The organism is Arenibaculum pallidiluteum, assembly GCF_017355985.1.
GTDB classification, from domain to species: Bacteria; Pseudomonadota; Alphaproteobacteria; order Azospirillales; family Azospirillaceae; genus Arenibaculum; species Arenibaculum pallidiluteum.
The window spans coordinates 26409-46868 of record NZ_JAFIQU010000024.1 but is presented as its reverse complement, the minus strand read 5'-3'; the positions used below and the strand labels follow the sequence as shown (position 1 = coordinate 46868).

Genomic DNA, 20460 nt, shown 5'->3' with positions numbered 1-20460 from the left:
CTGGACTTTATCGTCAGTCATGGCGTTAAAAAAGCATGCAACTCCGCCATCTCAAGACCTTTATGGCCGTGGCCTCGACCCTCAACGTCACCCGAGCGGCCGAACAGGTTCATCTCGCTCAATCGAGCGTGACCGATCAGATCCAGGCGCTGGAAGCTGATCTCGGAACAGCTCTGTTTGACCGCTCTCGACGCAGACTGCAACTAACGGAACCCGGGCAGAGGCTGCTCGAATATGCCGGCGATCTGTTGGCCCGCGCCGAAGAGGCGCGGGCTGCCGTCGCGGATGCCGCCCGTCTCAGCACGGGTAGGCTCACCATCGGTGCACTGGAGACGCTGTGCGCCAATTGGCTGCCGCCGGTCCTGGCCACATACCAAGCGGAGCACTCGGCTGTCCGCCTCCAGTTGAAGGTTGCGGGCAGTGGCGAGTTGCGCAGTGCTGTGAGAAGCGGCGTCATCGACGTGTGCTTCACCTTCGGCGCCGGCCCCTTCGAAGAGGAACTCCAACACGAGCTCGTCGCCGAGGAAGGCCTCGTCATCATTGCACCGCCAAGGCATAGGCTGGCCGGACGGGAGATGATCCAGGCTGAGGATCTTGCCGGCGAGCCTTTTCTGGTCACGGAGATGGGCTGCGTCTACCGGCAGATATTCGAAAGCGCGTTCCCCGCAGGGCAACCCGGCCGCCCGCGCCTCGCTGGGGAATTCAGCAGCATTGCGGCCATCCGGCGGCTAGTGGAGTCCGGTGTCGGTTACGCGCTCGTTCCCCGTATCGTCGCCGCCGAGACCGGCGGAAGCCTTGCGGTATCACCATGGGGCGGCGATGTCAGGTCCGTTCCGGTTTCCATGATCTGGCGCCGGCAGCGGGTCCAGCCGCTGGCCTTGCGTCACCTCCTCGAGGCCGCACGCCAAAGCATCGCGACGATCAGGCCAGACGATGCCCACCCTCGACATGCAACACGGTCCCTGTGACGAAACCGTTGCGCATGAGGAACCGGATTGCGTCGGCGATATCATCCGGTTGACCGACCCGACCGACCGGCAAGCGCCTGGCCATTGCGTCCAGGGTTGATGCCTTGGCATCCCCTGCAACGTGCGTCCAGATCGGTGTGTCGACCCAGCCGGGCGAGACCACGTTGACCCGGATCGGACCGAGCTCGACTGCAAGTGCAGCAGCGAGCGAAGCTAGTGCGCCATTGATCGCGGCAACGACGGAGCCGCGCGGCGCCGGGCGGTAAGCTGCGATGCCGGAGGTGAAGGTGATCGACCCAGTCGGCGAGAGCACCGGCGCGCCGTACTTGGCCAGCAATAATGGGCCGAGGAATTTTGAATCGACGACACGTCGTGCTGCTGCGATCTCGAGGGACGGGAGAAGCTGGTACGCCCCTTCGATGTCGGCGGCGGTCGTGACGATATGGTCGAGTGGGCCAGTCCTCTGAAAAAGGCGCGCGACTTGATCTTCCTGCGTCACGTCCGCGGCTATGGTCCGCAAGCGTGCGGACTCCGGCAGGCGTTTCTGAGCCTCTGCCAATCGAGCTTCGGAGCGGCCGACGATCGTTACCTCCGCCCCATCCACCAGTAGGCTCCGGGCAAGAGCAAGTCCCATGCCAGAGCTGCCGCCGACGACGAGGGCGCGTTCAGTTTTCCCTTCCGGATTCGAAGAAATCATAGAGCCTCCTCTGAGGGCCACCTAGATGAAGGATGCGTGTGGCCGCCCTTGAGGCTTTCTCCTGCAAGACGGTGTGGATTGGAAACGGGAATATCCGAATGTTCTCATCGGAGGCTCCGATTAGACAAAGACCGAGATGGGCGCAGTACGCGTTCGCGAGGGGCACATGGGTGAGCCCTGCTCGCCGATGCAGCTCGGTCGGAGAGTTGTTCGGGGGAGAGCGACACTCGTCTTCGCAGCATCACTGTCGGGCATCTCATGCATCGCGAATGCCATATGGCTGCTGCGGGCTCCCTTCGCCCCGGCTTGAGCACCGGCGAGGTCGTGGCCAGCGCCCGGCGCGGCCATCGGCCCCGCAAGCTCTCGCCGGCCCAGGAGGCGGCGCTCGTGGCCTACATCGCGACCCATCCCGACATCACCTTGGCCAGGCTCCAGACCCGGCTCGCGGCCGAGCACGGCGTGCGCCTGAGCAACGGCACGATGTGGGACGCCGTGGACCGGCTCGGCCTGTCCTTCAAAAAAACCCTGCGCGCCGCCGAGCAGCGGCGCCCGGACGTGGCACTCCGGCGCCGGATCTGGCAGGCGGCGCAGCCCTTCCTCGATCCCGAGTGCCTGGTCTTCCTCGACGCTACCGGCCTGAGCACCAAGATGATCCGGCTCTACGGGCGGCGCCGCGCGGCCAGTGCCTGAACGCGGCCGCTCCCTTTGGCCATTGTAAGACCACGACGTTCGTGGCCGGGTTGTGGCCTTCGGGCCTGTGCGCGCCCCTGGTGCTCGACGGCCCGATGAACGCCCGGGCCTTCCTCGCCTATGTCCGCCAGGTGCTCACCCCCGAGCTCACGCCCGAGGACATCGTCGTGATGGACAACCTACCGGCCCACAAGGTCCAGGACGTCCGCGCCGCCATCAAGGCAACTGGCGCGCAGCTTTTCTTCCTGCCGCCCTACAGCCCGGACCTCAACCCGATCGAGATGTCCTCGCCAAGCTCAAGGCGCTTCTCCGGCATCAGCCCGAGCGATCCCGAAACGGCCTCTGGCGCCGTGTCGGATCCCATCTCGACCAGTTCCAGCCAACCGAATGCCGCAACTATTTCGCAGCCGCCGGCTATGTACACCCAATCTGAGATTGCTCTAGCTCCGCGCTCATCATTTCTCAGGTTTGGAGGCCGGCTTCTCTCCGTGCGCGAAGCCGTCGTTGAACGGAAGCCGCAGCCGCTTGGCGATTTGCCGCAGGGACTTCGCCGTCTTGCCGCGCTTGATCTGGCGGCCGTCTCTGTTGTGGTGTCGCCGTTCCCTCATGGGCCCTACCCCTCCCTTTCGACATGATCCTACCATGAATGCGCCATGCGGCACGCTGGTCGAGAGTCGGCGAGGTGCCTGGAAGATGCAGAGGTGCGCGAGGTGGTCGGCACCCCGCGATCGGTTCCAGACGCATATGGCTTGATCGAAGGGATCCGACCGGATGCTCTGCTCGTGGACGTGGAGCTTGAGGATCTCGGAAGCGGCGTCGACGTCGCGACCTATGCCTATGTCCGCTGGAATCTGCGCTCGATCTTCGTCAGTGGGCGCATCGATGGTTGGCTCACGAAGACCATGCAGGCGATCCGGCCTTACGGCTTCATAGCGAAGCCTTTCATGCCCGAGAAGCTGGCCGAAACGGTCGAGCGGATCGCCTGAGCCGCGTCGGCGCCCGCATCGTTCCTTGCGTGGGCCTGCATTCCGGAACCGAGGAAATCCTGCCAGGCGTTCCTAGGGCGACGGTCGGCAAGACATTGGCAGGCATGGAAAGAAGCAAAGACGACCGGATCCGCGAGCTCACCTGAGCCCTGCGGAGCTACAGCAGAGACCTGAACATGTTCGTCACGTCCACCATACCCGGGAGGAGGAACACACGGGGCGACCGGAACTCCCGGGCGTCCGTTTCATTTCGAACAGTGTGGATCGCCTCCAGGACCTCATCAACACGAAGACCACCGAGGGCGAAGCTGTGTCCGCCTTCGGAAGCGAAGACCACCGCATAGAGTGGCCCCGCGCGCCGCGGCGGCAGTTCTCGATTCAGTGGCGCTTGTTCCGCGCCCGAGATACCTCTGCCTGTGGATCGTGCGAGCGCGTCTCTTACGACGTTGACCAGAGGGTCGGCCCCGATCGGCTTGTGCACGACGACGGCTCCGGCGGCCGAGAGGCGCGCGAGCGAGTCCTTGTCGCTGCTGAAAGTATAGCCGGTCATCACGACGACCGGCAGATCCGGTTTTCTGGCCCGGACCTCATCGAAGAGCGTGAAGCCGTCCATCTCCGGCATCACGATATCGGTCAGCAGGAGATCAAAGGGCTCACGCTCGAAAGCCGAGAGCGCCTCAACGCCGTGGCTGGCGGCAACGACCGTGAAACCAGCCTCCGCCAGGATTGCCTGGAGCGCCGCGGCGACCAGCAGATCGTCCTCTGCCATAAGGATCCGGCGAACTCCGGCACCTGGCATGGACGTCACCACCACGCTACCGATCCGGACGTGGAAAGTGCTGGCTGCCCAACGGGCGGTCGCGGCCGGTGGCTGGTAGGGCCGATTCCCGAGGCGTGGTTCCGCAAGGGGCCCGCCTGCACGCCATTCTCGTCCCGCAGATCGACGTAGTGCTTCTCATGGGCGTTTGCGGCCGCTCCGTCTGTCCACAAAACGTATGTTGTACTTACTGTTCCGTCAAGTTACAAAGGCCTAGCCGCTTTCACGGGCGATGCACGGACCAGCGCTTAACCGCTTATTCACTGGCATCACGCCACGGTTCGCCGCTTCCCAGACCCGAGGCATGCGGAAGATGTCCCGGGTTAACAGAGAGCGGAGATGCAGATGCGGATATTGGTACTGGATGATGACCCGCTGATCTGCTGCACGATTGCGGGATATCTCGAAGACGTCGTGGAAGTCGATGTCGCATCCAGCACTGATCAAGCTCTGGCCCTCGACCCCTCATCCTACTCCGCGCTTCTGGTTGACATCATCCTACCAGGCGAGAACGGAGCGCAATTCATTCAGCGTCTCCGTCAGGATGGCTGCTCCGCCCGCATCATCGCAATGTCGGGAGGAAGCCGGGAAATATCAGGATTGCAGGCCCTTTCGGTGGCCAAGGTACGCGGCGCGGAGGCCGTGCTGTTCAAGCCATTCGGGCGCGAGCGGCTGCTGAGGAGCCTCTTCGGCAACAACGGACAGGCTTGACCGCGGCGCGCTTAGATAGGCAGGCAAAATACGGGACGCGGCGAGCGTGGCGTATTGCACTGTCGTGTCTTGCAAGATCAGGTTTGCCACGTGTTCTATACAGTCCTTCCGGATCGATAAGCGCAAAGGCGCCGTGCCCGCCGGGCAGGACGAATGCCGCACGTTGCGCTCCACCTAGTCGATGGGCCGCGCCACAATCTCCAGGACGTGATTTCCGTCGCTCCTTCCGAGCAGTCCTCTACTCGGAGGGACTGGAGCGAGGTCGCACGGTTAGAGCCTCAATCGGGACCGCGTTTCCCCACACCAGATTTTCACCGCCTGAACTAAGCGTTGTCGGCCAGTGGAAGGTGCCTAAGGACATCGAGAATGATCTCAGCGAACACAAGCCGCTTCGCCTCGCTTAGATCCTCGATCGCCTGCACGAGCAGGAGAATCGGATCCTCGTCGAGCATAGTGCGTCCCGCTTCGGTCAAGGACACGTCCAGACGGCGTGCATCAAGTTCTGACGGCTCGCGGTTCAGCAGGCCGCGTTCCACGAGCACCCTGACGGTGGTGTTCGCGCTGGGCCGACTGATGCCCTGGTAACGCGCCAAGGCATTCGCTGTCTTTGCGTCGGTGATATCCCGGGCGAAGAAGCGCAGCGCCGCCCATTGTGCCGAATTCAGGCCACTGCGGTAGCCGCGTAGGTGATAACGGCGACACAGATCGTCGAGCAACTCGGCAGCGGCCTTGGTCGTCGTCATGGCAGATCCGTCCGCCACCGCCCGTTTGGCAGACTCCTCCGACGAACTGTGCGGAATCTTACGCAGGATGCCGATCCCAGGATGTTCGTGGCGCACTGGCGACATGGTCGACAAGCTCAGGATGATAGTCACGCAAAAGTATAAAAATCAAGACATTGTCCCGGCACCCCTATCGGCGCCGAACCACACGGTCGCGATCGCGAAGACTTTCAAAACTATCGCATAGACACTCCAAGTGGCACTCGCGATTTCGGATTGATCGTTCCTCGCTAAGGTTCCCGATTAAATGCTTAGCAAAATGGCTTTACAATCCAAACTGAACGTCACTAAGCGGATAGCGGCATCAACTATATCCGGGCCGAATAAGAGGCAGAGCATGTTTTATTCATCTCCACGCCGATGCTCTATGACGTCTACAGACGCTTCTAAATATGTACCAACCATAGAGTGCAAACAATTACATCTGGCCTGACATTTTCAGCGTCAACATGTCTCTCGGAGCGGTGATAGTCGGGTCGCTTACCTCGGCTGGTCTGTGCGTCTCATTCGCTTCGATCCAGTCCATTGTATCGGTCCGGCTCTCGAGCGGCCCGCGCCGCATGGCCGCCCGCATGTCGGGTCAGCAGGCGCCAGTCAGTCAGCGTGCCACGCGCGGGCTTGTCGGACGAATGAATCTCCTGGCGCAATGGCCCGATGTCCTCCTCCGTGGCCGGGCCGATGTTGAGCGCGCTCCGGGCTCGAACGTAACGAACCACGGTAGCGGACTGATCGGCACCGCCGTCCCCGTCGCGTGGTGGACATGGCTGGCGAAGGTGCTTCCGGACGACGCCGAGGCCGGCGGGGGGCTGGTCGCCGTCGTCTAACTGGCGATCACGTCCGGCGCATCCGAGGGCATCGCGTTGGTCGTTCCGCAAACAACGGGAACTGAGACCAAACCGAAACCACGCACAAGCAGGGGCGCGACAGGATCACCGACGGCCATGGCGTGGGGCTTCGGGGCCGGGATCCCGTCGCGGCACAAAAGGTCCCCTCGGCCGTAATGCGCCTGGTCGAGGGCACGCGCATCGGCCGCGCCCATCCCTACGGTCCCTGGGCCGACGCCGTGGCGGCGCCGGAGCGGATCGCGGAGGGGTGTGAACGCCCGTCCGCGTGATTTCGCCCTACTTGGACTGGACAGTGCCCTAGGGCCCGACTGTGGAGGCGTCGAACGGGCTCTTCATGCTGCTGTCCTGCATGGGGGGCGCGTAGGCGACCGGTCCGGCCGACGGCTGGGGCAGGTTGGCCAGACTCTGGCTCTGGGACGCCGTTGCGGGCGCCGCCAGAGCTACGCTCGCCTGCGCGTTGAACAAGCGCTGCGGCGCGGACCCGTGGAACATGTTGCTCCCGAGATTCCGTCGCCAGCCATGGCGGGAACGGCGGCGACCAGGAACCCCGCTGCGAGGACATGCGGAAAGACCTTCATGGTGAACTCCACTTCTGCTGCTCCTGCTGCGTGCTCGTCCCGATCGGTGCTGAACCCGGCTGGGCGATGGTGGGATCAAGTCTACCTGGACCGATCGTCGAGCGGCCCGGAGCATGCCGGAATCCGCCTTCGCCGATGTCACGTCGAATCCTCTACCTTTACTTGTCATTCCCTGTGCCGATGACGCCTTTATTTCGCAGCTGGCGTCGCCCTCCCCCTTCGGAGCCGGTCGGAAGCACCGGAGCCGGACGTGATTCCGGGACGCCGGACGAGCACGGGCGCGCAGGCGTTCTCCGCGATGCACCGACAGTCTTCGCAGCGCGTCACAAGGTCTTGGCAGCGCGTCACAAGATGTTAGGCTGCTACCGCCGGTTCAGCACCCCTCCGCATGGGAGCGGCGCCGGGCCGTCCAGAATGAGGATGCATGCAGGTCGCAACCAGCCGCGCGCCTGACGCGGTCTCATCGACGGGGAGCGCACGCCAGCACCGGGACCGTCCCGAGGGCGAGATCCTGGTCCGCTTTTCCGGCGTGCAGAAGACTTATGACGGCGACCACCTAGCGGTGCGCGGTCTCGACCTGGAGATCCGCAAGGGCGAATTTCTGACGCTTCTGGGCCCGTCGGGCTCGGGCAAGACGACCACGCTGATGATGCTGGCCGGCTTCGAGGTCCCAACCCATGGCGAGATCCTGCTGGATGGCCGCCCCATCACCGACGTGCCGCCGCACCGGCGCGACATCGGCATGGTGTTCCAGAACTATGCCCTGTTCCCGCACATGACGGTCGCCGAGAACGTTGCCTTCCCTCTGTCCGTGCGCGGCCTGGGCAAGGCCGAGATTCGCGAAAGGGTCGAGCGGGCTCTCGGCATGGTCCAGCTCGACGGCTTCGGGCGCCGGCGCCCTGCGCAGCTCTCGGGCGGACAGCAGCAGCGCGTGGCGCTCGCCCGCGCGCTCGTCTTCGATCCCCGCCTGGTGCTGATGGACGAGCCGCTGGGCGCGCTGGACAAGCGCCTGCGCGAGCACATGCAGATCGAGATCAAGCACATCCACGCGACCACGGGGATCACGGTCGTCTACGTCACGCACGACCAGGGCGAGGCCCTGACCATGTCGGACCGCATCGCCGTCTTCAACGACGGGGCGATCCAGCAGATCGACCGCCCGGAAGCGCTGTACGAGCGGCCTGCAACCAGCTTCGTCGCCAACTTCCTCGGCGAGAACAACATGCTGCACGGTATGGTCGAGGCGGTGGAGGGCCGCTTCTGCACGGTCCGGCTCGACGGCGGGCAGCGGGTCCGGGCGCTTGCCGTCCGGGCCGAGACGTGCGCACGCACCAGCCTCTCGCTACGGCCGGAGCGGGCGCTGCTCGGCGACGGCATGCAGACCGGGACCAACGGCCTGATGGGGACGGTGAGCGAGGTGATCTATCTCGGCGACCACAGCCGCATTCTCGTGTCCATCCCGGGCAATCCCGACTTCATGGTCAAGCTGCCGGCTTCGGCGGGGATGCCGCCGCCGGCTGCGGGTGAGCCGGCGATGGTCGCCTTCGCGCCGGAGGACTGCCGGGCCCTCGACCCCGCATAGCACGAGATCGCTTCAAGAATGGCGCCCTGGCGCCGCGAACAAGGGAGGTGACAATGAAGCTGAGGAACCTGTCGATCGGCGTGGCGGCGACTCTCGTGCTGGGCGTTGCGGCAAATGCGTCGGCCCGGGACCTGACCGTGGTCTCCTGGGGCGGCGCTTACCAGGAGGCGCAGAAGAAGGTCTATTTCGAGCCCTTCAAGCAGGCGTCCGGCCTTCCCATGAACGACGAGTCCTGGGACGGCGGCATCGGCGTGCTTCGTGCCAAGGTCGAGGGCGGCGCCTCCACCTGGGACGTGGTCCAGGTCGAGAGCGAGGAGCTGGCGCTCGGCTGCGAGGAGGGCCTGTACGAGAAGCTTGACTTCGCGCGGATCGGCGGCCGCGACGCGTACCTGGAAGAGGCCGTGGACGACTGCGGCGTCGGCGCCATCATTTACGACTTCGTGCTCGGCTACGACAAGGACAGGCTGAAGGAAGCGCCCAAGGGCTGGGCCGACTTCTTCGACACCGCCAAGTATCCCGGCAAGCGCGGCCTTCGTCAGGGGCCCAAGACGACGCTCGAGATCGCGCTGATGGGCGATGGGGTCGCGCCCAAGGACGTCTACAAGGTGCTGGCGACCGAAGCGGGTGTCGAACGCGCCTTCAAGAAGCTCGAAAGCATCAAGAACGACCTGGTGTGGTGGAAGGCCGGCGCCCAGCCGCCCCAGCTCCTGGCATCCGGCGAGGTCGTCATGACCTCGGTCTACAACGGCCGCATCGACGCCGCGAACAAGGCCGAGAAGAAGAACTTCGGCATCGCCTGGAACGGCGCGCTGTTCACCGTCGACAGCTGGGTGATCCTGAAGGGCAGCCCGAACAAGGAAGCGGCCTACAAGTTCCTGGACTTCGTGGGCAAGGCCGAGAACCAGAAGAACCTGCCGACGCACATCGCCTATGGCGTGACCAACAAGCAGGCGACGGCCCTGATCGACAAGGCGGTTCTGGCGAACCTGCCGACCGCGCCCGAGAACATGGAGAACGCGATCGAGATCAGCGATGCGTTCTGGCTGGAGAATCTGGACCGGCTGAACGAGCGCTTCAACAAGTGGGTCGCGCGCTAAATCAGGCTGAAGGCCTCCCTCCCCTGCCGGGAGGGGGGGCCGCCGACCAACCCGATCCGGACATGACGAGCAGCGCCCTCCGCATTGGCGAGCCTTCGCTCAGGCTTCGGCTGCGCCGCGCCGAACGTGGTCAGCGACTGAAGGCCTTCGCCCTCGTCCTGCCGCTATTGGCCTTTCTCGCCCTTACCTTTCTCGTGCCGATCGCCGGCATGCTGTGGCGCTCGGTCGAGGATGGCGAGGTGGCCACGGTCCTGCCACGCACGGTCGAGGCGCTCGCCGGCTGGGACGGACGGGACCTGCCAGGCGAGCCCGCCTTCGCGGCGCTCGCCGCAGACCTGCGGGAGGCCCGTGAGGCCGGCGCCCTGCCGGCCGCGGCGCGGCGCCTGAACTACGACGTCAACGGCTATCGCACCCTGTTGACCACCACGGCAAGGCGCCTGCCCTCGCCACCGGAGCCCGGCAGGGCTGCCGAAACCCTGCTGGACATCAGCCCACGCTGGGGCGAGGTCGAGACCTGGGGCGCCATCGCGCGGGCACGCGGGCCGCTGACCGATTTCTATCTCCTGGCAGCCCTCGACCTGAAGCGCACCGCCGACGGCACCATCGTGCGCGCGCCCGAGGACACGGCGATCTATCTCGACGTGTTCGGCCGCACGCTCGGCATCGGGGCTAGTGTCACGCTGCTGTGTCTGCTGCTGGGTTTCCCAATCGCTTATCTCCTGGCCGCCCTGCCGCCGCGCCGCTCGAACCTGCTGATGGTCCTGGTGCTGCTGCCCTTCTGGACCTCACTGCTGGTGCGCACCACCGCCTGGGTCGTGCTGCTCCAGAGCGAGGGGTTGGTCAACGGGCTGCTCGTCTGGACGGGGCTGGTCGACGAGCCGCTGCGGCTGATCTACAACCGGTTCGGGGTCTACGTCGCCATGACCCACGTGCTGCTGCCCTACATGATCCTGCCGCTCTACAGCGTCATGAAGGGCATCCCGCCCTCCTACATGCGCGCGGCATCGTCCCTGGGGGCATCCCCCCTGACGGCGTTCAGGCGTGTCTACCTGCCGCTGGCGCTGCCAGGGGTCGGAGCCGGCTGCCTGCTCGTCTTCATCCTGGCCATCGGCTACTACATCACGCCGGCGCTGGTCGGTGGCGGCGGCGACCAGATGATCAGCTACTTCATCGCCTTCTACACGACCGAGACGGTGAACTGGGGCCTCGCCTCGGCGCTGGGCGCCGTGATGCTGCTGGCAACGCTGCTGCTGGCCGGCGTCTATGGCCGCCTGGTCCAGGGCCGGTCCGGAACCGGGGACCGCGGACTATGAACGGCGGCGCCCCCCGGACCTGGCAGCAGCGCATCGCCTGGAGGCTGACGGTCATCCTGTCCGCCCTGGTCCTCTTCTTCCTGATGGCCCCGATCCTTGCCATCCTGCCTCTCTCCTTCAGCAGCGGCAGCTATCTCACATATCCACTGCCGGGGCTTTCACTGCGCTGGTACGAGGAGTTCTTCACGGCGCCGCGCTGGACCTCGGCGCTCCGGAACAGCGTGATCATCGGCATCGCCTCGACCGTGCTGGCGACGGTTCTGGGTTCGCTTGCGGCCTTCGGCCTCGCACGCTGGCGCAGCCGGCTGAAGCCCATTGTCCTTGCCGTCGTCCTGTCGCCCATGATCGTGCCCGTGGTGATCACCGCGGTCGGTCTCTACTTCTTCTTCGCGCCGCTGGGCCTGACCGCCAGCCACGCCGGCCTGATCCTTGCCCATACGGCGCTGGCCGCGCCATTCGTCGTGATCACGGTCAGCGCCACGCTGCAGGGCTTCGACATGAACCTGCTGAGGGCGGCCTCATCCCTGGGCGCATCGCCCCTCACCGCGTTCCGCCGGGTGGTCCTGCCGCTGATCCTGCCGGGAGTCGCCTCGGGCGCGCTTTTCGCCTTCGCCACCAGCTTCGACGAGGTGGTGACCGTCCTCCTGCTGGCCGGCCCCGAGCAGCGCACCCTGCCGCGCGAGATGTTCAGCGGCATCCGCGAGAACATCAGCCCGACCATCACCGCCGCCGCCGTGATCCTGACGCTCCTGTCGGTCGGGCTGCTGGTCGCCATGGAGGGGCTGCGCCGCCGCTCAGAACGCCTGCGCGGCCTGGTTCCGCGCTGAGCCCCGACCACCGGGGATCAGGTGGACGCGCGGTAGGAGGACAAGACGATCAACAGGTTCAATGCCGCGTGGCTACCGGCTGTGCCGCCTGCTGCATTCGCGTTCTGACGGCACGCATGTCGCGGGCCGGAGGCCGCCCGAACATGCGGCCATACTACCGCGTGAACTGGGAGATGCTTTCGTATCCCACTTCATAGGTGGCGTTGCTGACCATCGCGCCGTCCGTGAGCATCATCCGGCGCGCCTCGAACAGCCTGAGCTGCTTCTGGAACTGAAGCGGCGTCAGGGACGTGATGGCCCTGAAGTGTTCATGAAACGACGACACGCTCATGGCCGCGGCCTCGGCCAGTTGCTCCACCCTGAGCGCGGGCGACCTGACCTCCGCGAGGTCTTTCTGGACGGCACCAGCGTGCGCGCCCAACACAAGGCGGCGGGCGCCAAAGGGGGGATGCCGGCACGCCCTTGGCCGCTCGCGCGGCGGCTGGGGCTCCAAGGCGTGCACGGCGTGCGACCGCTTCGGCCGGCGCGCGCCTTCACCGTGATCCCCGGCAAGGCCTCTGAATTCAGAACAGCGCCGGACCTGGTCGCGAAGGTCACGGCGGTTGGCCGGCCTGGGCGCGTGGTGTGCAACCGCGGCTACTCTGCGGAGCGTTGGCGAGCGTCCATCCGGGCAGCCGGCGCCGAGCCGGTGGTGCCAGCCCAACCAACCCACCGCAACGCGCCCCGACACGACCCCGAGCCCTACCGGCGCCGCCACCGCGTCGAGAACCTCTCGGCCCGGCTCACGGGATGGCGCGCCCTCGCCACCCGATACGACAAGACCGCCGAGAGTTTCCTCGGCGGCCTCTATCTCGCAGCTGCTCTCGACTGGTTGTCTAACGGGCCCAAGGGGCCGCCGATGCGTGAACGGGCCGACGGCCGCCGGATGGGCCGGTCCTTCAGACGAACATGTCCAGCAGTCCGCCGATCGTCGTCGTGGCGACCACCGTGTCGGGGATGCCGTCGCCATCGGTGTCCTGCGAGAGCTGGACGCCTGCAGGCGTGAGCTCGGCCGACCCGGCGAACAGCACCTGATCGCCCGTGCCGTCGTCGTCGGGATCGCTGAACAATCGGAGCGCCTGGCCGTCCAGCGTGGTGACATAGTCGGCGTCCCCCACCTGGACATCAAGCGTCGAGGTGCCGGGAACCGACTGGATCGAAACCGGGTTCGCCGCCAGCAGGTCCGAAGCGAACGCCATCAGCCCGCCCGCGGGAACTTCCGGAGCCGGCGTCAGCAGCCCGCCGAGCGTCGTCGTGGCGACTACCGTGTCGGGATTGCCGTCGCCATCGGTGTCCCGGGAGAGCTCGGCACCCGCGGGTGTGAGCACGGCCGAGCCGGCGAAAAGCAGCTGATCGCCGGTGCCGTCATTGTCGGGATCGCTGAAGAACCGGAGCGCTTGGTCGTCGAACGTGGCGACGTAGTCGGCGTCCCCCACCTCGACGTCGAGCGTCCCGGTGCCCGGGACAGACTGGATCGAGACCGAGTTTGACGCCAGCCAGTCGGACGCGACCTGCATCAATCCGTCTCTTTGGAGATCCGCTGCGACCGCTGCCGTTCGGGCAAGGTCCGCTGCGATGTCGGCGGCCTCGTCGATACGGTCGTCCACCCACGCGATGCCGTCGTCGATGAAACCAGGCATTGTTTCCTCCCATCGGATGCCGGTGTGTCTTGATCGGGGCGCTATCATCAAGCGCGCTCGCCTCCGCGTGAGGCAAATCCGAATGCGGATCTGGAGTTACCGCATTCGTCGAGGACTTAGTTCCTCGGAAACGCAAAGCCGAAAACGTAGTCTTGATGATACCAAGGTACCATGGTAGTAAGGGCCATGGCTTTCGAACGTATTCAGACAGGGGTGCGCCTCGAAAAGAGGCTGGTGAAGGTGCTCAAGGCGCTGGCCGAGCATCGCGACATGAGCTTGGGAGATCTTATCGAAGGAATCGTGCTTCATGCGTTTGAGGGCCGGACACCCTTCTCCGAAGAGACGTTGGAGACGATCGCGCAGCTGAAGCAAGTCTACGGTCTGGAATTGACGGCCGCAGATAGCCACCGCTTGAAGGAGGACGGGGGAAATGCCGACCATGACCCATCTTGAACGTGAGCACCGCATCTTGATCGAGGGGGCCATTGACCGTGTCTTTCCGCTGTTCACGCCGATCGGCGAAATGCTGTGGGTAGACGGCTGGGAACCAGATTTTATCTTTCCCGAGAGCGGCGAAGCGCGCGACGGCATGATTTTCCGGACGACCCATGGCAATGAGGAGACGCTGTGGTCCTGCATTGCTTGGGATCCGGACGCTCATCGCGTTCGTTATGCCCGTGTTACGCCCGGTTCGCGCTTCGGCTTCGTCGAGGTTCTCTGTCGTGAGACTTCGCCGCAACAGACGGAAGCTTCCATCCGCTACATCTTGACCGCTCTGAGCCAGGCGGGGGCATCCTATTTGGCTGACCTGACACCGAACGCCTATAAGCAGATGATCGATGGATGGCGTCCGCGCATCGAGAGCTGCCTCAAGGCCAGCACGTGAGCCGAGAATCTCTGACTGTGCGTACGGCATGAACAATCACAGCGTCTGTGAAAACGCGCACCAGGTCGAACAGCAATAGCTCGCGGATCTGGCCAGAGTTTGAATGCGTGACGATGGGCTCGATCACTCCGCCTGGTGGAAAAGCGGCTCGCATTCAGCGGTTCAAAAACGCCTCAGCAATCGTCTCGCCCTCGCGTCGGGTATCGCCGGCAGCGACAGGCCGGCCGGCGCGGCGATACCAGTAGCCCGCGTTGGCGGCGTCTCCCTCGATGCGGTGCAGCCAGGCATGGACCCATGCGCCATCGGCTGTCTCGTCCTCCTGAGCGATCTCGTGCGCCTGGTCCCATTCTCCGTGCAGTCCATGCCAGACTGCGCGAAGCAATGCCGGAGCGCTTGAAGGAGGCTGACCTGCCACCAGACTACCGAGGAAGACTTTCAGGGGGTCGCTCATGACACTCTCCTCATGCAACGGTCGTGTAATGCTGGTATAGCGGCGATGTGCGGGTACGTGTCAGTCGGGACGACGGAGGCGCACGATCTCTTGTGGAGACGCGTCCCCATCTGGCTCCAGATGAGGTGCTCTTCCTTCGCCACCCAGACGCATCCAAGCCGCTATCCCCGCGGGCAGGAGCGGTGGCATAGCGCCGCGCCTTCCCGCGCGCCTCCCATCCGTCTAGACTGATGGGCCGGCGCTGCAACGCCACCGGTGGGACCGAGCGCGATGCAGAGCTTCCTAGCCTTTCTGGGTGTTTCCCTGGTCGTCATCATGACGCCCGGGCCCGATACGGCGGTGACGATCCGCAACACGCTGCTTGGTGGCCGCCCTGCTGGCATCTTCACGGCCCTGGGTATCGCCTGCGGCCAGACCGTCTGGGCCTTCGCCACCAGCCTCGGCATCGTGGCGCTGCTGATCGCGTCCGAGCCGCTGTTCCTCACCATGAAATATGCGGGCGCTGCCTATCTCGTGTATCTCGGAATCCACGCTCTTCGTGCCGCACTATGGCCCGATGGCGCGCAGGCCGAGACCGCTGTCCCGTCCCGAGGACCCGGGAGGCGCCTTTCGGCGACCTCGGCCTTCCGCCAGGGTCTTGTCAGCGATCTCGGCAATCCGAAGATGGCGATCTTCTTTGCAAGCCTGCTGCGCCAGTTCGTGTAGGCCGTGTACGCCTACCCCGAGGTCATGAACTCGGGCGGGGCGTGCCGTCAGGTCGACACCTTCGATCCTTCAACAAGACACCTACTTGCGGACAATCCTGCTCGCCAGCTAGCCATGGCATGGATTGATCGGAGCAGAATGGCTGGGAGCACCGCCACTCTATGACTACGCAGGAATTTGTGCGCGGCGCCTGGCTCGTCATAGCGAGCGTGGGCGTAACATTTATTGCATGGGCGATCGTTTCGGGATGGCGCGACAGCAGAAATGACAGTTTCGTTGTCAAATGGCGTTTCATCAAAGTTGTTTCAGTTTTCATAGGTGGGATTGGCTTACTGGCAGCGCTAGTCTCTTTAGAACAGACGGCCAGGACATTGAACGACAACAGCGCCAAGTTCCTTGAGCAAGAGTTCTATCGTCTTAAATTTCAAACAAGTTATCATCGTGCCATAGCGTGTTCTAGGAACATGGCCGATCTGCAATTGAAGAACTCTTGCCACGACTTCACCATAATCGACAATTCGCTCGGGCCATGGATAATGCGCAACAGAGAGACTCCATCGGATTTTGTAAACTGGCGGAACAATGATGAATTGGACTCGTTCCTTCCTGCAGTTAACAGAGGCCTTGGTACGATCCGGGAAGCCAAACGTCTGGCACAGGAACCCGCGTTTCTAGACGGCGAGGCGCGACTAAGATTGTCCGTCTTCTCCGCATTTGCTGTGTTCGTTGCTTTCGCCGGGAGCGCAGGTGAAGCCATCTTCCAATTCTGCCAGGAACGCAGAAAGAGAAGGGCGGCTTCATAATACGTAAGTCTGTCTACGCTCTGATCGTTCCATCCGGCCGCATCTGCATGTCCGCCGCAGCGCGCAGAGCGTCGAACTCCAACCGGCGTGGCCGTGATTTACGCGACGCGAGCCTTCTTGCGCCATCAAGCCGCAGACAACGGCCCGCTCGCCGGCGTCACGGTGCTGCTTCTGGAAGACGACATGTTCCAGCGTGCGACACTGTCCAGTAGCCTTCGCGGCGCGGCAGCCACCGTGCTCGAGGCAACAAGCGGCGAGGAGGCGATCCGCCTCATGGAAGCGAGTGCCGTCCAGGTCCTGGTCACCGACCTCCGGATGGCGGGCGTCAATGGGCTCGACGTGCTCGCCCATCTGCTGTCCGGACGGAGCGGAGCCCCCGTCAGGGTCGTGGTCGTCACCGCCCATGAAGGGGCGAGACCACGATGCTCAAGGTGGCGCGCGCCGGCGTGCATGCGATCCTGGGCAAGATCCCTCGCGCGAACCCTGCGCCGGATGTCGCAGGCCGGACGGCCCTGGAGGGGATGCGATTGACGGCGCACCGGCACCCGCCGCGGTGCGTCATCGCGCGCATCCTCGTGGCCCTGCGGCTCTCGCTAGGCTTGTCCCAGATGCCCGAGCAGGCCCAGAGAGCGAAGGGGAGGCGGAATGATGTCGGGTGACACGAGCAGAAGCGGCCGAGCCCTTCGCGTGAGCACCGACAGCGCATGCAGCGGGAGGCGCGGCAGAGAATGCTGGACCGACCCTTGACCGATCTGCAGCAGGCCGTGCGCGACGTCGTCTTCCGCACGCCGGGCTGCAGCTATGCGGACATCACGGCGGATCCCCGGGTCCGCGAGCTGCGGCCGAACAGTGCCCCGACGGCCTGCGTGATGACGCTCGTGCAGCGGCGCCTGATCGTGAAGCGGAAGGGATCCTACAGCGAGCCGAATGTCGTGCGACTCTATCCGCCGGATCACAATGGGCAGGGCGCGGACGAAGGTTGACCCGGCGGCGGATTGTCCGGTGACAGCCCCGTCCGCGCTCGGGTCGGTACATTAAACGGGCACCGATTCACGGTAGCGCAAAGTGGACCGTGTTGAGCCGGCGCCGCTCCCTTCCGCCGCGCACGCGAGATCGCGCCGGAGTGCTTCGAGTTCGTCCGCTGCACATCCGAACGGCGCAGCCGCATCGATGCGCTCGCCGATGGATGTCGCCCGCCGTTCCGCGGCCCACCCTGGACCTAGCTCGATGCCCGTGCGAATGCGCCACGCCCCTAGCCCGCGGATCTTGCGGCAAAATTGACGTGAAATCGACTAACCTGGCCACTTGGCGGCACGGTCGCTTGTCCATGACCGAGCAGCCGAGAGGCTGCTGAATGAAGGACGTCCATCCTTGTTGAAGACCGACGCCGGCAGGCAGCGTCCGATCCGCAGGTTCCCGGCGGAGGGCTCAGGCTTGCGGTTCGTCGGCCTGGCGATCCTGGCAACCCTGCTGCTTCTCACGGGATGTGCCGCCGAGGCGGTACGCGGAGGCGCGGTCGAAACCTGGTTTTAGCCTTTGTGGCCGCCAAGCAGATGTCGGACCACCAGTCCGGACAGAGTGTGTCGCGTCGAGACGATCCTGACAGAGCGCGCCCTCGTTCACTCACGCAGCAGATCGTGGATCGCCTCAGCCAGCCGGTGCACCGGCCCTGACGCCTGACCGGTCGTGCGGTGCAGGGCGATGTCCACCGGCCCCAATGTGGGCAAGCCATCCTTCAGGAACCGCAGGGCCGGCGGAACGGTGCAAGCTTCCATGGCGCTGATGGCGACGCCGCCCAGCACCGCGCCGTGCACCGCCACTATGCTCTCGGACGTGAAGGCGACGCGCCAGGATCGGGCAGACTCGTCGAGCGCCGCCATCACCAGGTCGCGGATCAGGCAGCCCTTGGGGAACAGCGCCAGCGGCAGCGGGTCCTTGCACTCGAGAGCCCCTTGCGGCGGGGCGACCCAGCACACCGGCTCGCGCCGGACGCGTTCACCTATCCCAGTCCCAGGACGTTGGGTGACAAGCGCCAGATCGCAGCGCCCCTTCGCGACCTCCGACACCAGATCGGGGCTGTTGTCGCAGACCACCTCGACTGCGATCTCGGGATAGGCTTCGGCGAACCGCGCCAACACGGGCGGTAACAGCATGACCGCATAGTCGTCGGGCGTACCGATCCGCACGGAGGCTGCCCGGGTGCCTCGGAGCATCACGGCCATGGCCTCGTCGTTCAGCGTCAGCATGCGTCGCGCGTAGGCGAGCAACACCTCGCCATCCGGCGTCAGGCGCACGCCTTTGGCGTCGCGCTCGAACACCCGCTGGCCGATGACCTCCTCCAGCCGCCTGATCTGCTGGCTGACCGCCGCCTGCGTGCGCAGGAGCGCCGACGCGGCCCGGGTGAAGCTGCAGCTCTCGGCGACGGCGACAAACGCGCGCAGCAGATCGGTGTCGAGATTGGCAGCCATGGCGGCATTCAACCAGGGAGCGCTTGCGGCGGCAATCTCATCACGATCCGTGATGGCGCCATAAGGGTTATTCGTTTCAAGCGCCTCGTCATTCCGTCCAGCCTGTCTCGGATCGGGTCAGCACATGGTGGCGGACATGACGATATTCGGCGCGATGGAGGCGGTGGTGCGCCAGGCGGCCCGGTTGGAGGCGTTTCCGGCAAGTGCTGCGACGACGCCTCGCGGCAAAGCCGGCTCTGAGAGACGTTTCCTCGCCCGAATCTACAGCGCATGCCGTTGCTGGCTCATGATCGCATCCGCCACACGCATTCCGGAGACAAAGGCTCCTGGATTGGACGGCATGCAAGACGACGCGAGCACCGTCCACAGGAGGCTCACGGCGCGTCAGAAATAGATCTCATCACCTTTTTCCACCACACGACGTCTGGGCTTTCGGCCGCTTCGGATTCGACCTGCCGACCGAATTCACGCCCTTCTGCGGCTTGCCACGACGACGAGCCGATCGGTCCATGAGTCCCCACCCTCACCGTAGGACGCGGAAACCTTCACGTCCTGAAAGGCATCCGCCAGCCGCGCCTGAACTTCCTCACGAGACCAGCAGCGCATCGCGAACTCGTTCTCCACGACCACCTCCGTGTCGACCCGCTTCAGCACGAATCGCTCCGTGATGTTCAGCCTCTGGTCTCCATGGCTGGGACGGGTCGTGCTTTGGAACATCAGCGTGCCGCCTTCGACGGGGACGCATCGCTCATGGACCGGCGCGTCAACATAGCGCGCCACAGAGACTGCCCAGTCGCGGACGTCGAAGATCAAGGTGCCACCCGGGCGCAGCCAGCGGGCGAACTGCGCGAGGGCCGCGTGCCGGTCCGCCTCTTCGACGAAGTCGTTCAGCACGCCACGGCACAGAACGGCGTCACGCGTCTCCGGCAAGGCTAGCTTCGTTAGGTCGCCGACCAGGAAGCGGGAGGGATGTCCCTGGCTTGCCGCGCGGTTCCTGGCGATATCAACCAGTTCGGGAGACCGATCGAGCCCGCAGACGTGATAGCCGCGGGCCACCTGGGCTTGGCACGCCGACGAGACCTACCTCAAGGTCAACGGCCGGTGGTGCTACCTGTACCGGGCGATCGACCGCGACGGAAACCTGGTCGACGTCTACCTGAGCGAAACCCGCGACCTCGCCGCCGCCCAGGCGTTCTTCCGCTCCGCCAGGTCGGTTATCCAGGTCGAGCCGGACCGGGTGACGACCGACGGCCACGCCAGCTACCCGCATGCGATCGCCGCCGAACTCAGCGGGGCCGTCGAGCACCGGACCAGCCGCTACAGGAACAACCTCCGGGAGCAGGACCACCGCGGGATCAAGGGCCGCTGCTCCGGCGCGTCGCTGCGCTGCGCGACCTCGTCTCCGCCGCCTGACGCAGGCCTCGGTGACTGCTCTGCCCCGCATACGGATGGCCCCGAAACCTGACAGAACCGATCAGGTTTCGTTAGGCGCTCTAATTGCCGGCCGCTCGACATACCACAGGCGCACAGTAGCCGTTGCGCTTCTGCAGAACGCGGCGGAGGAACTCGGAAACG

24 protein-coding genes and 2 pseudogenes are annotated in these 20460 nt (G+C 64.9%); 17 read left to right on the top strand and 9 right to left on the bottom strand.

Annotated features, from left to right (window positions below):
• The first annotated feature begins 35 nt into the window (after positions 1-35).
• Positions 36-968 carry a LysR family transcriptional regulator gene (locus JUB13_RS28750; protein WP_207485533.1) on the top strand — a complete coding sequence of 311 codons (933 nt, stop codon included), beginning with the start codon at positions 36-38 and terminating at the stop codon, positions 966-968.
• Here JUB13_RS28750 and JUB13_RS28745 read toward each other — a convergent pair.
• On the bottom strand, positions 922-1665 hold the full coding sequence (locus tag JUB13_RS28745) for an SDR family oxidoreductase (RefSeq protein WP_207485531.1): 744 nt from the start codon (positions 1663-1665) through the stop codon (positions 922-924). The two genes, JUB13_RS28750 and JUB13_RS28745, sit on opposite strands and share 47 nt — an antisense overlap.
• A gap of 177 nt (positions 1666-1842) precedes the next feature.
• Here JUB13_RS28745 and JUB13_RS32325 point away from each other — a divergent pair.
• Positions 1843-2788 (top strand): annotated as a pseudogene (locus tag JUB13_RS32325) (IS630 family transposase).
• A 22-nt stretch (positions 2789-2810) separates the two neighbouring features.
• On the opposite strand, the gene JUB13_RS32320 reads toward JUB13_RS32325, so the two are convergent.
• Positions 2811-2963 carry a hypothetical protein gene (locus JUB13_RS32320; protein ID WP_407928189.1) on the bottom strand — a complete coding sequence of 51 codons (153 nt, stop codon included), beginning with the start codon at positions 2961-2963 and terminating at the stop codon, positions 2811-2813.
• A 93-nt stretch (positions 2964-3056) separates the two neighbouring features.
• On the opposite strand from JUB13_RS32320, the gene JUB13_RS28730 reads away from it, so the two are divergent.
• Complete coding sequence (locus tag JUB13_RS28730) at positions 3057-3341, top strand: response regulator (protein ID WP_207485525.1); 285 nt, start codon at positions 3057-3059, stop codon at positions 3339-3341.
• Positions 3342-3498: 157 nt separating this feature from the next.
• On the opposite strand, the gene JUB13_RS28725 is transcribed toward JUB13_RS28730, so the two are convergent.
• Positions 3499-4155, bottom strand: coding sequence for a response regulator (locus JUB13_RS28725; protein WP_207485523.1), 657 nt, complete (start codon positions 4153-4155; stop codon positions 3499-3501).
• A 342-nt stretch (positions 4156-4497) separates the two neighbouring features.
• On the opposite strand from JUB13_RS28725, the gene JUB13_RS28720 reads away from it, so the two are divergent.
• A complete protein-coding gene (locus JUB13_RS28720; RefSeq protein ID WP_207485521.1) occupies positions 4498-4869 on the top strand; it encodes a response regulator in 372 nt (123 codons plus the stop codon).
• 323 nt (positions 4870-5192) lie between these two features.
• Here the strand turns inward: JUB13_RS28720 and JUB13_RS28715 are convergent, their stop codons facing one another.
• Positions 5193-5612: a MarR family winged helix-turn-helix transcriptional regulator gene (locus JUB13_RS28715; RefSeq protein ID WP_207485519.1), complete on the bottom strand. Its 420-nt coding sequence runs from the start codon at positions 5610-5612 to the stop codon at positions 5193-5195.
• 668 nt (positions 5613-6280) lie between these two features.
• On the opposite strand from JUB13_RS28715, the gene JUB13_RS28710 reads away from it, so the two are divergent.
• The 5 genes from JUB13_RS28710 to JUB13_RS28690 all read left to right on the top strand — a co-directional run bounded on the left by JUB13_RS28710 (position 6281) and on the right by JUB13_RS28690 (position 11893).
• Positions 6281-6475 (top strand): hypothetical protein, encoded by a 195-nt coding sequence (locus JUB13_RS28710; RefSeq protein ID WP_207485644.1) that lies wholly within the window; start codon positions 6281-6283, stop codon positions 6473-6475.
• A 1023-nt stretch (positions 6476-7498) separates the two neighbouring features.
• Positions 7499-8656, top strand: a complete 1158-nt coding sequence (locus tag JUB13_RS28705; protein WP_207485517.1) for an ABC transporter ATP-binding protein — start codon at positions 7499-7501, stop codon at positions 8654-8656.
• 53 nt (positions 8657-8709) lie between these two features.
• Positions 8710-9753, top strand: coding sequence for an ABC transporter substrate-binding protein (locus JUB13_RS28700; protein ID WP_207485515.1), 1044 nt, complete (start codon positions 8710-8712; stop codon positions 9751-9753).
• A 62-nt stretch (positions 9754-9815) separates the two neighbouring features.
• Entirely contained in the window at positions 9816-11066 is a 1251-nt protein-coding gene (locus JUB13_RS28695) for an ABC transporter permease (RefSeq protein WP_207485513.1), read from the top strand.
• Positions 11063-11893 (top strand): ABC transporter permease, encoded by an 831-nt coding sequence (locus JUB13_RS28690; RefSeq protein WP_207485511.1) that lies wholly within the window; start codon positions 11063-11065, stop codon positions 11891-11893. Before JUB13_RS28695 ends, JUB13_RS28690 begins: the two co-directional genes overlap by 4 nt.
• Before the next feature lie 154 nt (positions 11894-12047).
• Here JUB13_RS28690 and JUB13_RS32315 read toward each other — a convergent pair whose 3' ends face one another.
• Positions 12048-12251, bottom strand: coding sequence for a helix-turn-helix domain-containing protein (locus JUB13_RS32315; RefSeq protein ID WP_407928188.1), 204 nt, complete (start codon positions 12249-12251; stop codon positions 12048-12050).
• Between JUB13_RS32315 and JUB13_RS32310 the strand changes: the two genes are divergently transcribed.
• Positions 12204-12938 (top strand): transposase, encoded by a 735-nt coding sequence (locus JUB13_RS32310; protein WP_207485507.1) that lies wholly within the window; start codon positions 12204-12206, stop codon positions 12936-12938. The genes JUB13_RS32315 and JUB13_RS32310 overlap by 48 nt on opposite strands.
• Here JUB13_RS32310 and JUB13_RS28675 read toward each other — a convergent pair.
• Positions 12832-13572: a hypothetical protein gene (locus tag JUB13_RS28675; RefSeq protein ID WP_207485505.1), complete on the bottom strand. Its 741-nt coding sequence runs from the start codon at positions 13570-13572 to the stop codon at positions 12832-12834. The two genes, JUB13_RS32310 and JUB13_RS28675, sit on opposite strands and share 107 nt — an antisense overlap.
• Before the next feature lie 186 nt (positions 13573-13758).
• Between JUB13_RS28675 and JUB13_RS28670 the strand changes: the two genes are divergently transcribed.
• A complete protein-coding gene (locus JUB13_RS28670) occupies positions 13759-14025 on the top strand; it encodes a hypothetical protein (RefSeq protein ID WP_207485503.1) in 267 nt (88 codons plus the stop codon).
• Positions 14003-14458 (top strand): hypothetical protein, encoded by a 456-nt coding sequence (locus tag JUB13_RS28665; protein WP_207485501.1) that lies wholly within the window; start codon positions 14003-14005, stop codon positions 14456-14458. Before JUB13_RS28670 ends, JUB13_RS28665 begins: the two co-directional genes overlap by 23 nt.
• Before the next feature lie 154 nt (positions 14459-14612).
• On the opposite strand, the gene JUB13_RS28660 is transcribed toward JUB13_RS28665, so the two are convergent.
• Positions 14613-14909, bottom strand: a complete 297-nt coding sequence (locus JUB13_RS28660) for a hypothetical protein (protein WP_236025296.1) — start codon at positions 14907-14909, stop codon at positions 14613-14615.
• 270 nt (positions 14910-15179) lie between these two features.
• Between JUB13_RS28660 and JUB13_RS28655 the strand changes: the two genes are divergently transcribed.
• The 4 genes from JUB13_RS28655 to JUB13_RS28640 all read left to right on the top strand — a co-directional run bounded on the left by JUB13_RS28655 (position 15180) and on the right by JUB13_RS28640 (position 17400).
• The gene (locus JUB13_RS28655; RefSeq protein ID WP_207485499.1) at positions 15180-15614 is read left to right on the top strand and encodes a LysE family translocator; all 435 of its coding nucleotides are present in this window, start codon (positions 15180-15182) and stop codon (positions 15612-15614) included.
• A 161-nt stretch (positions 15615-15775) separates the two neighbouring features.
• The gene (locus JUB13_RS28650; protein WP_207485497.1) at positions 15776-16417 is read left to right on the top strand and encodes a hypothetical protein; all 642 of its coding nucleotides are present in this window, start codon (positions 15776-15778) and stop codon (positions 16415-16417) included.
• A gap of 117 nt (positions 16418-16534) precedes the next feature.
• Positions 16535-16948 (top strand): response regulator, encoded by a 414-nt coding sequence (locus JUB13_RS28645; RefSeq protein WP_207485495.1) that lies wholly within the window; start codon positions 16535-16537, stop codon positions 16946-16948.
• A gap of 197 nt (positions 16949-17145) precedes the next feature.
• Positions 17146-17400, top strand: a complete 255-nt coding sequence (locus JUB13_RS28640) for a hypothetical protein (protein ID WP_207485493.1) — start codon at positions 17146-17148, stop codon at positions 17398-17400.
• A 636-nt stretch (positions 17401-18036) separates the two neighbouring features.
• On the opposite strand, the gene JUB13_RS28635 is transcribed toward JUB13_RS28640, so the two are convergent.
• The gene (locus JUB13_RS28635; RefSeq protein WP_207485492.1) at positions 18037-18885 is read right to left on the bottom strand and encodes a LysR substrate-binding domain-containing protein; all 849 of its coding nucleotides are present in this window, start codon (positions 18883-18885) and stop codon (positions 18037-18039) included.
• A 465-nt stretch (positions 18886-19350) separates the two neighbouring features.
• Positions 19351-19941: a class I SAM-dependent methyltransferase gene (locus tag JUB13_RS28630; protein ID WP_207485490.1), complete on the bottom strand. Its 591-nt coding sequence runs from the start codon at positions 19939-19941 to the stop codon at positions 19351-19353.
• Positions 19942-19954: 13 nt separating this feature from the next.
• On the opposite strand from JUB13_RS28630, the pseudogene JUB13_RS28625 reads away from it, so the two are divergent.
• Positions 19955-20350: pseudogene (locus JUB13_RS28625) on the top strand (IS6 family transposase); the annotation flags it as partial.
• Between the last annotated feature and the right edge of the window lie 110 nt (positions 20351-20460).